At 66.8% G+C, this 15,472-nt stretch carries 9 protein-coding genes; 1 reads left to right on the top strand and 8 read right to left on the bottom strand.

Features of this window, described 5'->3' with window-relative positions:
• Positions 1-65: 65 nt before the first annotated feature.
• Complete coding sequence (mmsB, locus tag QMX96_RS25200) at positions 66-953, bottom strand: 3-hydroxyisobutyrate dehydrogenase (protein ID WP_043860713.1); 888 nt, start codon at positions 951-953, stop codon at positions 66-68.
• Positions 954-963: 10 nt separating this feature from the next.
• Positions 964-2,490, bottom strand: a complete 1,527-nt coding sequence (locus tag QMX96_RS25195; RefSeq protein WP_043860714.1) for a CoA-acylating methylmalonate-semialdehyde dehydrogenase — start codon at positions 2,488-2,490, stop codon at positions 964-966.
• A gap of 134 nt (positions 2,491-2,624) precedes the next feature.
• Between QMX96_RS25195 and QMX96_RS25190 the strand changes: the two genes are divergently transcribed.
• Entirely contained in the window at positions 2,625-3,572 is a 948-nt protein-coding gene (locus QMX96_RS25190) for a LysR family transcriptional regulator (RefSeq protein WP_043860715.1), read from the top strand.
• On the opposite strand, the gene QMX96_RS25185 is transcribed toward QMX96_RS25190, so the two are convergent.
• From QMX96_RS25185 to recC, 6 genes are all read right to left on the bottom strand, one after another.
• Positions 3,569-4,069: an OmpA family protein gene (locus QMX96_RS25185; protein WP_282362645.1), complete on the bottom strand. Its 501-nt coding sequence runs from the start codon at positions 4,067-4,069 to the stop codon at positions 3,569-3,571. The genes QMX96_RS25190 and QMX96_RS25185 overlap by 4 nt on opposite strands.
• Complete coding sequence (locus QMX96_RS25180; RefSeq protein WP_043860716.1) at positions 4,066-5,343, bottom strand: diguanylate cyclase; 1,278 nt, start codon at positions 5,341-5,343, stop codon at positions 4,066-4,068. The genes QMX96_RS25185 and QMX96_RS25180 overlap by 4 nt, the downstream gene beginning before the upstream one ends.
• Positions 5,340-5,915, bottom strand: a complete 576-nt coding sequence (locus tag QMX96_RS25175) for a YfiR family protein (RefSeq protein WP_043860717.1) — start codon at positions 5,913-5,915, stop codon at positions 5,340-5,342. The genes QMX96_RS25180 and QMX96_RS25175 overlap by 4 nt, the downstream gene beginning before the upstream one ends.
• Positions 5,916-6,030: 115 nt before the next feature.
• Entirely contained in the window at positions 6,031-8,109 is a 2,079-nt protein-coding gene (gene recD / locus QMX96_RS25170; protein WP_058540754.1) for an exodeoxyribonuclease V subunit alpha, read from the bottom strand.
• Entirely contained in the window at positions 8,106-11,789 is a 3,684-nt protein-coding gene (recB, locus tag QMX96_RS25165) for an exodeoxyribonuclease V subunit beta (protein ID WP_282362644.1), read from the bottom strand. The genes recD and recB overlap by 4 nt, the downstream gene beginning before the upstream one ends.
• The gene (gene recC, locus QMX96_RS25160) at positions 11,786-15,265 is read right to left on the bottom strand and encodes an exodeoxyribonuclease V subunit gamma (RefSeq protein ID WP_282362643.1); all 3,480 of its coding nucleotides are present in this window, start codon (positions 15,263-15,265) and stop codon (positions 11,786-11,788) included. Before recC ends, recB begins: the two co-directional genes overlap by 4 nt.
• Positions 15,266-15,472 lie beyond the last annotated feature (207 nt).

Here is a 15,472-nt window from a genome sequence, read left to right as displayed (position 1 = left end):
GGTCAAGCCCGCTCCCACAGGTACAGCACAGTCCCTGTGGGAGCGGGCTTGACCCGCGATGCTTTCTACTCGGGCTTGCGGTAGCCCTCGATGATCGCCGAGAAGTCCTTGCCACCCTCCCCGCGCAGGCTCATCGCCTGGTACAGCTGCTGCGCCACCGCGCCCAGAATCACCGGCTGGTGCGCCTGACGCGCCGCCTCGGTGGCCAGCCCCAGGTCCTTGAGCATCAGCTCCGCACCAAAGCCACCGGTGTACCCGCGTGATGCCGGCGCCGTCTCGACGATACCCGGCCACGGGTTGTAGGTGTCCGAACTCCAGCAACGCCCGGTGGAGCTGTTGATGATGCCGGCCAGCACCTTGGTGTCGATGCCCAGGGCATTGCCCAGGGCCATGGCCTCGGACACGCCGATCATCGAGATGCCCAGCAGCAGGTTGTTGCAGATCTTGGCGATCTGCCCGGTACCCACCTCGCCGCAGTGCACGATGTTGCGCCCCATCTGCGCCAGCACCGGCTGCAGGGTGGCGAACAGCGCCTCACTGGCGCCGACCATGAAGGTCAGGGTACCCGCCGCCGCGCCGCCGGTGCCGCCCGACACCGGTGCATCGGCCAGGTCCACACCCTGCCTGGCCGCCGCTGCATGCACCGCACGCACGGTCTGCGGGTCGATGGTGCTGCAGTCCACTACCGGGGTACCGGCGCGCACGCCGGCCAGCACGCCGTCTTCGTTGAGGTACACGCTGCGCACATGGGCAGCGGCAGGCAGCATGGTGATGACCAGCTCGCTGGCGCTGGCCGCGTCCTTGGGCGAGGCACTGATCTGCCCGCCGAGTTCGGCCAGCTCTGCCAGTACCTCCTTGTTCAGGTCGAACAGACTGAGCTGATGGCCGGCCTTGATCAGGTTGCGCGCCATCGGCGCGCCCATGTTGCCCAGCCCGATGAATGCAATACGCATGGTCGACTCCTTAACGCAGGCTGATGGTGGTGTTCACGCCATCGTTGACGCTGTCGTCGTCGAACCAGCGCGCGGTGACGGTTTTGGTCTGGGTGTAGAACTGCACCACTTGCTTGCCGTAGGGGCCCAGGTCACCCAGCTTGGAGCCGCGCGAACCGGTGAAACTGAAGAACGGTACCGGCACCGGGATCGGAATGTTGATGCCCACCTGGCCCACGTCGATCTCGCTCTGGAACTTGCGCGCCGCGGCGCCGCTCTGGGTGAACAGGCCGGTGCCGTTGCCGAACGGGTTGCGGTTAACCAGCGCGATGGCCTCGTCGAGGGTGTCGACCTCCAGCACCACAAGCACCGGGCCGAAGATTTCCTGGGTGTAGATCTGCATGTCGGTGGTCACGCCGGAGAACAGCGTGGGGCCGACGAAGTTGCCCTGCTCGTAGCCGGGCACCTGCACGTCGCGGCCATCGAGTTCGAGGGTGGCGCCTTCCTTGATGCCGCTTTCGATCAGGCCCAGCACACGCTCCTTGGCGCGCTTGGAGATCAGCGGGCCCACATCGGTGCCAGGCTCGCTGCCGGCGTTGACCTTGAGCTTGGCGGCCAGGGCCTTGAGCTCCGGCAGCCATTCGCGGGCCTTGCCCACCAGCACCGCCACCGAGGTGGCCATGCAGCGTTGGCCGGCAGCGCCGAAACCGGCACCTACCAGGGCATTGAGGGTTTGCGTGCGGTTGGCGTCGGGCAGCACCACGGCGTGGTTCTTGGCGCCCATCATCGACTGCACGCGCTTGCCGTGCTGGCCGGCCAGGTTGTACACGTGGGTACCGACCTCGGTGGAGCCGACGAACGAGATTGCCTTGATGTCGGTATGGGTGCACAGCGCATCCACCACCTGCTTGCCGCCGTGCACCACGTTGAGCACGCCGGCCGGCACACCGGCTTCCAGCGCCAGCTCCACCAGCATCATGGTCGACAGCGGATCCTGCTCGGACGGCTTGAGCACGAAGGTGTTGCCGCACACGATGGCCATCGGGAACATCCACAGCGGAATCATTGCCGGGAAGTTGAACGGGGTGATGCCGGCGCACACGCCGATGGGCTGGCGCAGGGTGTAGGTATCGACGCCGCCGGCCACGTTCTCGGCGAACTCGCCCATCTGCAGGGTGCCGATGGAGCAGGCATGCTCGACCACTTCAAGGCCGCGGAAGATGTCGCCTTCGGCGTCGGCGATGGTCTTGCCCTGCTCGGCGCTCAGGGTCACGGCGATGCGCTTGGAGTGTTCGCGGATCAGCGCCTGCAGCTTGAGCATGATGCGCATGCGCGCGCCGATCGGGGTGTCGCGCCAGGTCTTGAACGCACGCTGGCCGGCAGCGATGGCGGCATCGACTTCTTCGGCGGTGGCAAAGGGTACGCGGGCCAGCACCTGCTGGGTGGCCGGGTTGACCACGTCGCGCCATTCGGTGGTTTTCGACTCGACCCACTGGCCGTCGATCAGCAGCTTGACGCTGTCGACCTTGGTTTGGCCGGGCGTGAGGGATGCGTTCATGAGGGGTTCTCCTGGATTTATTGTTAGGGAGAGAAACGCCGACGCGGCAGCCGCGACGGTGCTTGGGTCCTGGGCTGAATTGGAGTATAGATGTGCAAACTTCTAATAAGAACGCACATAAAAGCCGGACCAACATGCAAAAAAACATCACATCCCTGGGGTCGCTGAACTGGGACGACCTCAAGTTCTTCCTCGAAGTGGCGCGCACGCGCAAGGCCAGCAGCGCGGCCAAGCGCCTGGGCGTGGACTACACCACGGTGTCGCGGCGCATCAGTTCGCTGGAGGTGGCGCTGGGCACGTTGCTGTTCGAAAAGTCGCGCACCAGCGGCTTCGTGCTCACCGCCGAGGGGCAGCGCCTGCTCAGCTATGCCGAGGCCATCGAGAGCACCCTGCACATGGCCTGCGAGCAGGTGTCCGGCTCGGGCGTGGCGCTATCGGGGCATGTACGCATGGGCTGCACCGAAGGCTTTGGCAGCTTCTTCATCACCCCGCAGTTGAGCCACTTTGTCGATGCCTACCCGGCGATCTCGGTGGATATCCTGCCGCTGCCGCACTTCATCAGCCTGTCCAAACGCGAGGCCGACATCGTGATCGCGCTGGAGCGCCCGGAACACGGACCCTATGTGTGCTGCAAGCTGTGCGACTACCGCCTGCGCCTGTACGCCACCCGCGACTACCTGGACAACCACGAGCCGATCCTGCGCAGCAGCGACCTGGCCCGGCACCCGTTCATCAGCTACGTGGACGACCTGGCATTCAGCTCCGAGCTGCTGTACCTGGCCAACCTGCTGCCCACCGCCACCGCACACCTGCGCAGCACCAGCGTGATCGCCCAGTACGTGGCGGCCCAGCAGGGTCGCGGGCTGGCCATCCTGCCGTGTTTTCTGGCCGCACAGGACCCGCGGCTGGTGCCGGTGCTGCCGGGGGAAGTGGAGATTACCCGGCAGTTCTGGATGTACTGCCGGGAAGACTTGCGCAAGCTCAAGCGCATCACGCTGCTGTGGGACTACATCCGCGACGTGACCGAGCGCAACGCGCCCCTGCTGATGGGCGAGTCGCACACGATGAGTTTTGCCGACTAGTCGGAGGCGACCACGATCGCCACGCGGCGGTTTTCGGTGCGGCCGGCGGCGGTGTCGTTGCTGGCCACCGGCTCGCGGCTGCCAAGGCCGCGGGTCTCGACGTTCTCCGGGCGCATGCCCACGCCCACCAGCACCCTGGCCACACTGGCCGCCCTGCGCGTCGACAGCTGTTCATTGTAGCTGGCCTTGCCGGATGAATCGGTATGGCCATCCACCCGCACCCGTTCGATGTGCACCGACAGCAGCGCCTTGCCGATACGCTCGACGATCTCGCGGCTCTGGGTGTTGAGTGCATCCAGGTCGCTGCCGAACAGCACCTTGCCGGACAGGCCGAAGGTCCAGCCCTCGTCGGTGGGGGTGAACCCCTCCTGTTTGAGCACGGCTATCTGCTCGGGGGTCAGGCCCTTGGGCGGCGGGGTCTGGCAGCCGCCGAGGGCGAAAAGGGCCAGGGCCAGACAGGCCAGGTGCAAGCGAAGGTATCGAGTCAGGTGAATCACGGTTCAGCTCCTGTTTTTGCGCTGGACGCAGAGAACTCCGCCTCTGCCGACTGGGGCCCGTCACGGGTGTGACGCTTGGCCTGGTACATCGCCGCATCGGCGGCATTGAGCAACTCGGCCGGGGTACGGCCGTCATCGGGAAACACTGCGATGCCTACGCTCAACGAGGTAACGACGCACTGGCCGTCCGGCAGGCGGATAGGCAGGCTCATGCTGGCGGCTATCTTGTCGGCGATACGCTGGGCATCCTCGAAGCGATGCAGAGGGGTAAGCAGCACCGCAAATTCGTCCCCCCCCAGACGCGCCACCAGGTCGTGCTCGCGCAGCTGCGCACGCACCCGGCTGGCCACGGCGACCAGCACCTCGTCGCCTGCGGCATGGCCGTAGCTGTCGTTGATTTCCTTGAAGCGGTCGCTGTCCAGAAACAGCAGCGCCAGCCCGTCGCCATGCTTGATCGCGTTGCGCAGGCTGCGGCTCAGGCGGCCCTCGAAGAACGCCCGGTTGGGCAGGCCGGTCAGGCTGTCGTGGCTGGCCTGGTGGGCCAGGGTCTCGTTCTCGCTCTGCAGGTGGTTTTGCCAGGCTTCCATTTCGTCGAGCAGGGCATTGAAGTCGTTGCCCAGCTCGTTGAGTTCGGCGATCTGGGTGGAGGGCACGCGCCGGTCGAAGCTGCGTTCGCGCCGCGCCGCATGGGCCACGCTGGCCAGCCCGCGCAGGGGCCCCACGATATCGGCGAACAGCCGGCGCGACAGGTACAGGGCACTTACCGCGCTGAGCGCCGTGCACAGCAGAATGCCCGCCAGGCCACTGAGCAGAAAGCGCATCAGGCTGCCGCCCTGGCCAACCAGCTCGATGCGCCCCACCTGCTGGCCCTGGTGCACCACCGGCAGCCGGATCGGCTCTTCGAGCAGGGTCCGGGCGATCTTGAGCTCCAGCTGGTCGAGCATGCCGCCTTCACTGCGCTCCCAACTGGCCAGCAACTGGTCCGCATCGTCGAAGACCTTGACGTTGGCCACTTCCTCGGCCGCAGCAATCAGCGCCAGGGCTTCGTTGGCGGCGCTGCTGTCGTTGAACACCACCGCGGCCTCGACGGTGTAGTTGATCGAACGGGCAATCAGGTGAAGGTTGTGGTTGGCATAGACGCGCAATGCCAGCACCCCCAGCACGGTCAGCGAGATGCCGGCCAGCCCGATGGCCAGCAACGCCACGCCCAGGTGCCCGCGGCTGAGCACCGCGCGCAACGTGGTCCGTTCGCGTGTCTTGAGCCAGCCGATCATGGCTGCAGCGCTCGGCGCCGCGACAATTGCAGCACGCTGGGATGGATGCGCACGCCGCTGCGCGCCACCGAGTCGAGGTTCACGTCAAAGGCCACCTGGGTGTCCTTGACCCGCAGGCAGAACAGGCTGCCGACCGTACAGGGGTCATCCGCTTCGCTGATGCTCAGCACCGGCTTGCCGTTGATCGCGCTGATGAGCTGGCTGCGCGCCTCGCCACTGAGCTTGCCGATGTACACCGCATCGCACTGGGTGAGGATACGCGGATCCCCCGCCAGCAGACGACGTACGGTCAGCGGCCGGCCGGTGGCCTGGGTGGTCCCCTTGACCAGGTCGTCGGCATATTCGGTAGGGCCGATCAGGCACAGGCGCAGCTGTTCGGGTTCCACCGGCCAGCGCGCGTAACTGAGGATACCCAGTACCACCTGGGTCACTGCCTTGGCCCGCTGCTCGGCCAGTGTGGCGGCTGCGGCGCCCTGGGCCATGCCGTGCAGCGGAAGTACCAGCACCAACGCCGCCAGCAGCATGAGCCTCCAGCGTTTTACACGTCCCGGTGTAAGGGCGGCGACCTTCATATAGGAAATCTCTTAAGACCATGCCTTGCGTGGGGGCAAGATAGCATAACGCCTGCTTTTCCCGCGAGGTCGCCTCCAAGGGCGGATCAGCCGAATCGTCGCCTGCGCCGGCGCCTTACACCTGTTCCAGCATCAGCCCGGAAATACGCTTGACCTTGCGCCGCACCGCCTCCTCGAAAATGCCCTGGCGCGGCTCTATCAGGCTGAAGCAGTCCTTGGCGCGGGTGATGCCGGTGTAGATCAGTTCCTTGGTCAACACCGGGTTCAAGGCGTCGGGAAGCACCAGAACCGTGTGGGAGAACTCCGAGCCCTGGGACTTGTGCACCGTCATGGCGTACACGGTTTCAACCTCACTTAACCGGCTGGGCAGGACGAATCTGACGCCGCCCTGGCCATCGTTCCGAGGAAACGCCACCCGCAGCAACGGTGTGGAGGCCTGGGCGTCCGGCAGGCGCAAGGCAATGCCGATATCGCCGTTCATCAGGCCCAGACCATAGTCGTTGCGCGTCATCAGCACCGGGCGACCTTCGTACCAGGGCTGTTCGCCATCGATCAGACCGGCCGCTGTCAGCACCTTGCCGACCCGCTGGTTCAGGCCCTCGACACCCCAGGGGCCCTTGCGCACCGCGCACAGCAGCTGGAAGCGCTCGAAGGCGCGCAGCACCTTCAGTGCCCACGCCTCCCAACGTGGATCGTCAGCGGCGGTATCCGGCGCCGGGCGGGTCTGGCGAATCAGGTGCAGGTACTCACGATAGCCCTGCGGGCTGTCGCCACCGCGGCCCAGCCCCTGCAGCAGCAGGGTGTCGAGCTTGCGGTCGTGCTCGCCGCTCAGGCGCAGGCTGTGCACGTCGGCAAGACCTTGCTCGAGCAGCGCACGGGCCTGCTCCGGCTGCTGGCCGTTGACCTGGCGCGCCAGCTGGCCGATACCGCTGCCCTCACCAAAGCGGCGCGAATGGCGCAACATCACCACTTGCTGGGGCAAGGGGTCGCGCTGGGCATCGCCCTCGACCAGGCCGCTGCCGGCCAGCGACTCGCCACTGACCTGCTCCAGCCAGCTGCGGGTGGCAGCGCTGTAGCGCCCGGCCTCGGCATCGCGGCACAGGTCGCCCAGCACTGCGCCGGCCTCGACCGACGCCAGCTGGTCCTTGTCCCCGAGCAGAATCAGGCGCGCATGCCCCGGCATCGCCGCCAGCAGGTTGGCCATCATTTCCAGGTCGATCATCGAGGCCTCGTCGACCACCAGCACGTCCAGTGGCAACGGGTTGCCGGCATGATGACGAAAATGCCGCGAGCCCGGGCGGCTGCCCAGCAGGCGGTGCACGGTGGAGACATCGCTGGGGATGTTGCTGCGCACGGCGTCACTGACGGCCAGCCGCTCCACCTGCTGGCCGATGGATTCGGTAAGACGCGCCGCTGCCTTGCCGGTCGGTGCGGCCAGGCGGATACGCAACGGGCGCCCGACCTCCACGGCCGGGGCCTGCAACAGGGCCAGCAGACGCACCACGGTGGTGGTCTTGCCGGTGCCGGGGCCGCCGGTGATGATGCTGAACGCACTGCGGGTGGCCAGCGCGCAGGCGAGCTTCTGCCAGTCGACCTGACCGGCCAGCGCCGAGCCTTCGAACAGCGCATCCAGGCGGGCGCGCAAATCGGCGGGCGTGGGTTCGGCCTGTTCCAGGCGTTCGCGCAGGGCACTGTCGATGCGCCGTTCATAGGCCCAGTAGCGGCGCAGGTACAGGCGCTGCCCACTCAACACCAGGGGGCGCGAGGCCTGCGCTTCACTGCTGCCCAGGGCAACCAGCGCGCTGCCTTGCAGGCGCTGGCACCAGGTGGCCAGATCGAGGCGCTCCAGCAGTTGCGAAGGCAGCAGCAAGGGGCCGGCCAGGGCATCGCCCTCGGGTGGCAACGACAGGGCAAAGTCAGGCTCGGCCAGGGTTTCGGCCAGGTCCAGGCACACGTGCCCGTGCCCCAACTGGTGGCTGGCCAGTGCGGCGGCCAGCAGCACCAGCGGGTCGGCCTGCGGGTCGCGTTCGCCGAGGAAAGCCACGAAGGCGCGGTCCAGTGCTCGCAGCCAGCCGCGCTCGACCCATCGATCGAGCAGCGCCAGCAGGTCGGCGCCCACCGTCAACGGCGCCAGGGCCGCCAGATGCCCGGCATCCAGAGGGGTGGGCAACAGGTCGTCGAACGTGCGGCTCATGCGCTGTCTCCGGAAAACAGATCAGGTTGCTGCGGTGCGCTTGCGCCGCTGAACAGGGCATCGAGCCGCTCGATCAGCACGCGCGGCGGCTTGATGAAGTACAAGCCCTGGCTGGCCGCGTGCACCCCACGCAGGAACAGGAACACCGCGCCGCCCACATGCCGGTCGTAGTCGTAGTCGGGCAGGCGGGCACGCAGCTGACGGTGCAGGGCCAGCAGGTACAGCACGTACTGCAGGTCGTAGCGATGCTCGAGGATCGCGCCCTCCATCGCCAGCTCGCTGTAGGCCTGGTCGTCGGTGCCCAGCCAGTTGGACTTGTAGTCGGCCACGTAGTAGCGCCCGTCGTGCTCGAATGCCAGGTCGATGAAGCCCTTGAACATGCCATTGAGCAGCGCCGACTGCGCGGCCGGTCGGGCCGCGCCGTCATGGGTGTGGGTGCATACCAGGCGGTCGAGGGCCAGCACGTCGACCTGATGGCTGGCGAACCAGAACTCCATCTCGATCTGGTACTGGCTCAACTGGCCCAGGGCAACCGGCGCACTGTCCGGTGCCAGGTGCAGCGGTGCGTTCAGCAGGTGTTCGAGCCAGTTGCCGAGGGTGTTGATCCAGCCGGTCCAGTCGCGCCGGTTGCAGCGCTGGGCCACGGTCTTGTGCAGTTGCTCGGGCGCCGCGACCACCTGGTCGAAGCCTTCGTGACCGGCCCATTCGAGCAGCCCGTGGAGGAAGGTGCCGGGGTTGGGGCCACGCGGGAAGCGGTGGATGTCGCCGCCCGTCGCCACGACTTCGCGCAGGGCCTGCGGATCGGCCGGTTCATCATCGAGCAGTTGCTGGGCCTGGGAGCTGTCGGCGGTGAGCAGCTCCTCGCCGATGCGCAGTGCACTGTAGGAGGCGATCCACCAGTTCTCTGCGGCGCGGCGGCGCGGCTGGCGGGCCGGCAGCAGCTCGGCGGTGTTGCGCGGGGCCTGGTAGCGCTGGGTGTCGGCAATCGGCAATACCTGGCTGTGGATGGTCGCGCAACCTTCCTGCAATGCCTGCAGCCAGCCCTCAAGGGCGGTGGAAGCCGGCAGTACAGCGCCGCCGCCCAGCAGGTAGCCGAGCGCGCAGCGGTGCAGCAGCGACTCCTTGCCGGTGCCGCGCTTGAGGTCCGCCACCCCCAGCCAGCACGCGTGCTGGGCACGGGTCAGGGCCACGTAGAGCAGACGCAGGTCTTCGGCCAGGCGCTCGTCATCGGCCAGGGCGATCTGCTCGGCATCAGGGGTCAGGGTCAGCTGGGCATTGCCCTGGGCGTCGTGCCAGCCCAGGGGCAGGCGCTTTCCGTCCACCGGCTTGGCGGTGCTGATGAAGGGCAGGAACACCAGCGGGTATTCCAGCCCCTTGGATTTGTGGATGGTCACCACCTTGACCAGTTGCTCGTCGCTTTCCAGGCGCAGGATCTGTTCTTCACCGGCCTGGCCGGAGCTGGCCAGGTGTTCGCTCAGGTGGCGGATCAGCGCCTGCTCGCCGTCCAGCTCGGTGGCCGCCTGCTGCAGCAGCTCGGCCAGGTGCAGCAGGTTGGTCAGCACCCGTTCGCCATCGCTGCGGCGCATCAGTACCTGGGGCAGGTCGAAGTCGTGCAGCAGGTGACGCAGCATCGGCAGCACGCCCTGGGTGCGCCAGAGGTGGCGATAGTCGCGGAACTTCATGACCCAGTGTTCCCACACCCGCTCGTCCTGGTTGAGCTGGGCCAGCCGGGTCAGCGGCAGGTCGAGGGTGACGCTGGCCAGCGCCGCCTTGAGCAGGCGCTCGCTGTCGGGTTCGGCGCAGGCCTTGAGCCACGCCAGCAGGTCGTGTGCCTCCTGGGCGGCGAACACCGAGTCCTTGTCCGACAGGTAGACGCTGCGTACGTCGCGGGCGGCCAGTTCGGCGCGGATCAGCTGGGCCTCGCGACCGTCGCGAACCAGGATCGCAATGTCCGATGGCAAACAGCCACGCAACGCCTGGCCTGGCTGGACAAAGCCGCTGGTGCCCAGCTGGCCGCCATTGAGCAGGCTGACGATCTGGGTGGCGCAGCTGGCGGCTACCTGTTGGCGATAGACCGCGCCGGACAGCGGCTCGTCGCTTGCCAGGTGCCACAGGTTGAGCGCTGCCAGGGGCTGCCCGTCGACCTGCAGGTGCTCCTTGCGCCCCTGCGCCCTGACCGCCACGAAGGGGACGGGGTTGTCGTCGCCGTCGCGGAACAGGAACGCCCCGCGACCGGCCTCGCGCTGTTCGGCGCGCATGAATACATGGTTGACCGCATCGACCATCGGCTGGCTTGAGCGGTAGTTGGTGTCCAGGCTGTGCAGCCGGCCGTGGGTGGCGCGCCGGGCGCCCAGGTAGGTGAAGATGTCGGCGCCGCGGAAGGCATAGATGGCCTGCTTGGGGTCGCCGATCATGAACAGCCCGGTTTCGCGCACGTCCTCCTCGATGCGATAGATACGCTGGAAGATGCGGTACTGCACCGGGTCGGTGTCCTGGAATTCATCGATCAGGGCCACCGGGAACTGTTCGCGGATCAGCCCGGCCAGGCGCTCGCCGGCCGTCCCGCCCAAGGCCGAGTCGAGACGCAGCAGCATGTCGTCGAAGCCCATTTCGGCGCGGCGGCGCTTTTCCTGCTCGAAGCGTTTCGACACCCAGTTGGCGGCGTGTTCGAGCAGGCGGGCGTCCGGGGTCGGCAACGCCTGCAGCTCCAGGCGCAGGCCGGGCATGGCATCCAGCGCCGGGTGGCTGGGCGGCTCGCCCTTCCAGGCTTCGGCCATGCCTTGCGGGGTGAAGCGGGTGAACCCGGTGCCAATATCCAGCTCCACCGCCTGCTCGTCCTGGGCCCAGGCCGCGATCTTCTCGCACCAGGGTTCGAAATAGCGCGGCTGCATCTTACGCCCGTCCACCTGCTTGGCGGCATGTGCGGCATGGCACAGTTGCAGCAGTTCCTGGGCCCACTGTGCCCAGGGCGCCTTGAGCTGGCGCAGCCGTTCGGCACGTTGTTGCACCACCGCTTCGATCAGCGCCTGTGGGTCGGCGCTGTCTTCCTCGCTCCGCGTGCGGCCGAACAGCGCGCGCACCCTGGGCAGCAATGCCTCGGGGCTGCTCCAGTGGCTGCGCACCCAGGCCAGGGCCTCGCCGTGCATGGGGTAGCAGAAGCGCCGCCAGTAGTCGCGCATGACCTGGCCGAGCAGCTCGCTGTGGTCGGTCTCCAGGGTCTGGGTGAACAGGCTGCCGCTGTCGAACGCGTGCTCGCGCAGCATCCGCTGGCACCAGCTGTGGATGGTCGAGACGGCGGCTTCGTCCATCCACTGCGCGGCAACGTCCAGGCGGTTGGCGCAGGCGGGCCAGGTGTCCGGGGCGTAGTGCTCGCGCAGTTGCACCAGCAAGGGGTCGGCTTCGGGCAGTTCGCCACGGAAGAACCGCGCCGCTTCGGCCAGGCGGGTGCGAATGCGCTCGCGCAGCTCTTTGGTGGCCGCATCGGTGAAGGTCACCACCAGGATCTGTGGCGGCAGCAGCTCGCGCCCGAAGCCCTGCTCGCCGCCATGGCCCAGCACCAGGCGCAGGTACAAGGCAGAGATGGTGAAGGTCTTGCCGGTACCGGCACTGGCTTCGATCAGTTGGCTGCCGTGCAGCGGGAAGGTCAGTGCCAGCGGCGGCTGGTGTGCGTGGACAGTCATGAATGCGCCTCTTCACTGCCCAGGCGTTGCCAGGCGGCTTCGAACATCGGCCGGTACAGTGCCTCGCACCAGCCCTCGAATTCTTCACTCGCGGTCAGCGCCGCGAAATCACTGAACTGCCGGGCCAGTGCGGTGCTTTCGCTGCGCTCGCCGCAGGTGTTCTGGCCGTCGCCGTCGTAGGCCTTGGCTGCGGCCGTCAGGGCTTTTTCAGGGTCACTCTGGCCGAGCCAGGTGAAGGCGGTCTTGATCGCCACCGGCAGCGGCGCATTCATGCCGGCCTGCCGGGCCACCAGCAGATCGCCGAGCAGTTCCGCGGCACGCGGTTGCTCCAGCGGGTCGAGCAACAGGGTCACGTCGGTGGCGACCACTGCGCTGCTCAACCGGTGCCCAACGGCACACGCAGCCAGGTGCATGACCCAGGTCGCCACCAGTCGGTGCCACTTGAGCGATTTGCCGCTACTGATGCCGTTGGGCAAGGTGGTGATGCTCAGCAGCGCCTGGTCGTCACGCTGGTACACCCGCCCCAGCCAGCCTTCGAGCCGCAGCTGGCGATACTCGAAGCTGATCGGCAGCGCACTGTCGATCAGGGTTGGCCATTGGCCGAGCAGTTGAGCGTGTCGCAACAGCAGGTCGGGCAATGGCTCGATCAATTCGGCCTGCAGGCATTCACCGAAGCCGGCCAGCGGCAGCATGCCGCTGCGTTGCAGGCGACGGGCCTGGGCCTGCAGGGCGTCGGTGCTGTTGGTGGGGTCGGCCAGGGCTGCGCCCAGCAAGCTTTCGCTCAGGCTGTAGCGCTGCAGGGCGTCGAGCACGAAGGGCTCTTCGTCGGCCAGGGGGGCTTCGGCGGCTTCGAAGAACACCTTCAGGCGCTGGCTGAAGAAGTGCCGAACGGGGTGGCGCATGAAGTCCTGGAGCAAGGTCAGGCTCAGGGGCTCTTCGGGCACGAAAGGCTCCAGTTGGTCGGCCTCGGTCGGCAGCTGCGTTGGCGGCAGGTGCAGGGCGCGCCATTCGCTGGCATAGCTGAACAGGTTGCTGTGCTTGTGGAAGTAGCGGGCGCTGAACGGTTGCAGGGGGTGTTCCTGCGTCAAGGCGTGCAACAGTTGCAGACCGCCCTCCACAGGGTCGTCGGCCTTGGCCTTGGGGCTGCGCCAGCCGGCGGCGAGGTGATCGCGCAACTGGCCGATGAGCACCGACGCCGGCCGCTCGCTGTTGTCGCGAATGCTGCGGCCCACCCAGCTGACGTACAGTTGCTCACGCGCCGACAGCAAGGCTTCGAGCAGCAGGTAACGGTCGTCCTCGCGCCGAGAGCGGTCGCCGGGGCGGTAGTCGCTGCCCATCAGGTCGAAGTCCAGCGGCGGCTGCGCACGCGGGTAGTCACCATCGTTCATGCCCAGCAGGCACACCACCTTGAAGGGGATGGCACGCATGGGCATCAGGGTGCAGAAGTTCACCGAGCCGGCCAGAAAGCGCTGGGACAAGCGCCCCTGGTCCAGGCCGGCGAGCCAGGCTTCGCGCACCACCGTCAACGGCAAGGCGTCCTCGAGCCCGACCGACTCGCAGGTTTGCAGCCAGGTTTCGCACAGGCCCTGCAGTTGCACCAGCAGGTAGTCATCGTGTTCGGTTTCGGCCAGGAAGAACACCTGCAGCAGGGCATGCAAGCGCGTGCCCCATTGCGCCGCCGGTGCCGGCTGCGAGAGCTCGGCATGGGCCACCTCGAGCGCATCGAGCAGGGCCACCAGCGGGCCGATCAGGGCAGCATCGAGGCCGCCGATTTCATCATAGGGTTCGATGTCGTCGCAGCTGTCGCCCGTGCCCACCGCATAGCCCAGCAGCATGCGACGCAGGCCGAATCGCCAGCTGTTCTGCTCGAGGTCATCGGGCAGGCCCAGGCCGGCACGCTGCTGTGCATTGAGGCCCCAGCGCACGCCGGCCCCTTCGATCCAGCGGTGCAGCGTGGGCAGGTCGCTTTCCTTGATCGCGAAGCGGGCACGCAGGGCGGGAACATCCAGCAGATCGAGAATCTCGCTCACCGGGAAGCGGCTGTCCGGCAACTTGAGCAGGTGCTCCAGGGCAATCAGAAGCGGGTCGCGGCCGCGCTGGCCCTGGTCGGTCAGGGTGAAGGGAATGTAGCGCGGGTCGTTGCGTTCAAGCTGGCCGAACACGGCGCGGATGTGGGGCGCATAGGTGTTGATGTCCGGCAGCATCACGATCACGTCGCGCGGGCGCAGACCGGGGTCGGCGCTGAAGCGGGCGAGCAACTGGTCGTGCAGGATCTCGACCTCGCGCTGCGCGCTGTGGGCCACATGAAAACGCACCGAGCGGTCCTTGGCCGGGTCGACGGCGGGCCACAAGGCGCGGGTCTCGGCCAATGGGCGCAGTTCGAGAATGTCGTCCTGCAACTGGTTGAGCAGAGTGGCCTGCCCGTTCTCGGTGAACAGGTCGATGCGCCCGTCACTGAACACATTGCGATAGCTGCCCGGGTCATCGTAGCTGTCGAGCAGGTTGATGTAGTCCCGGCCCTGCTTGCCCCAGGCTGCAAGCAGCGGATGGGCATGCTGGTGCAGGGTGTCGGCGTCGATCAGGCTGGGCATGCCTTGCTTGCGCTGCTGGCGCTTGTACTGATGACGCAGCAGGTCCTTGTCGGCGACGATATCGGCCCAGTGGTGACGGCAGGGGTTGTGCACGCATAGCAGCACCTGGCTGAAACGTGCCAGGCCTGCCAGCGCTTCAAGGGCCTGGGCCGGCAACGAAGAAATGCCGAACACGATGACCCGCGATGGCAGGCCCTTGGGGGCTTGTTCCAGTGCATTGATGCGCTCGACGAAACGCTGGTGCACGCCGGCACGGCTCTGGGCCATGCCTTCCTCTCCCACATCCAGCAGCAAGGCACGCCACAACTCTGCCTGCCAGCAGTTGGCGGGGGCCAGCGCACGGGAGTCGCCACGAGCGTTGCTCAGCACGTGACGTCCGGCTGCCCAGTCCTTCAGCCAATCGGCACGGTACACCTGGTATTGGTCGAACAGGTCGGCAAGGCGCTCGGCCAGCTGGTAGCGCTTGCGCAGGTCGCTGTCATCGGTAAGAAAACGCTGCAACGGCTCGAAATGCGGCTGGTTGATCACTTCCGGCAGCAGGCGCATCAGGCGCCAGGTCAAGGGCGCCTTGTCGAGCGGGGAGGTTTCAGGAATCTCTTCGCGGCCAAGTACCCGGCGGTACAGCTGCCACATGAAGCTACCAGGCAATTGCACATCGATGGCGGCCGCGATGCCGCAACCGCCCTGGTCATCGTCCTGCGGGTCTTCGGCCAGGGCCAGCTTGAGCCACTGGGCGATACCGTTGCTCTGCACCAGCACCATCTCGTTTTCCAGGGGTGCCAGCGGATAACGCCGCATCAGGCTCACCACCAGGCCACGCAGTTCATCCAGGTGGTTGCCGTGAACGACCATGAATCCCGGTTGAAGCGTGCTTGCATGCGGCATGGGGCATCCCTTGGGCTGTGCGGATTTTGGGGGGAACCTTATCACGGTCTGCGTACAGACCGAGGGCCTGCAGCTTTTCGGCCCACAAAGACAAAACCCCTACCTGCAGATGCAGATAGGGGTTTCGGAATTTAATCTTGACGATGACCTACTCTCACATGGGGAAACCCCACACTACCATCGGCGATGCATCGTTTCACTACTGAG

Source organism: Pseudomonas sp. PS01300, assembly GCF_029960155.1.
Classification (GTDB): Bacteria; Pseudomonadota; Gammaproteobacteria; order Pseudomonadales; family Pseudomonadaceae; genus Aquipseudomonas; species Aquipseudomonas palmensis.
This window is presented reverse-complemented; position numbering and strand designations above follow the sequence as displayed.

What these genes read in the sequence shown, in the direction of transcription:
- QMX96_RS25195 (WP_043860714.1), bottom strand. Translation starts at nt 2,490, where the DNA reads ATGAACGCATCCCTCACGCCCGGCCAAACCAAGGTCGACAGCGTCAAG.
- QMX96_RS25190 (WP_043860715.1), top strand. Translation starts at nt 2,625, where the DNA reads ATGCAAAAAAACATCACATCCCTGGGGTCGCTGAACTGGGACGACCTC.
- QMX96_RS25180 (WP_043860716.1), bottom strand. Translation starts at nt 5,343, where the DNA reads ATGATCGGCTGGCTCAAGACACGCGAACGGACCACGTTGCGCGCGGTG.
- QMX96_RS25175 (WP_043860717.1), bottom strand. Translation starts at nt 5,915, where the DNA reads ATGAAGGTCGCCGCCCTTACACCGGGACGTGTAAAACGCTGGAGGCTC.
- recC (WP_282362643.1), bottom strand. Translation starts at nt 15,265, where the DNA reads ATGCCGCATGCAAGCACGCTTCAACCGGGATTCATGGTCGTTCACGGC.
- mmsB (WP_043860713.1), bottom strand. Translation starts at nt 953, where the DNA reads ATGCGTATTGCATTCATCGGGCTGGGCAACATGGGCGCGCCGATGGCG.
- recD (WP_058540754.1), bottom strand. Translation starts at nt 8,109, where the DNA reads ATGAGCCGCACGTTCGACGACCTGTTGCCCACCCCTCTGGATGCCGGG.
- recB (WP_282362644.1), bottom strand. Translation starts at nt 11,789, where the DNA reads ATGACTGTCCACGCACACCAGCCGCCGCTGGCACTGACCTTCCCGCTG.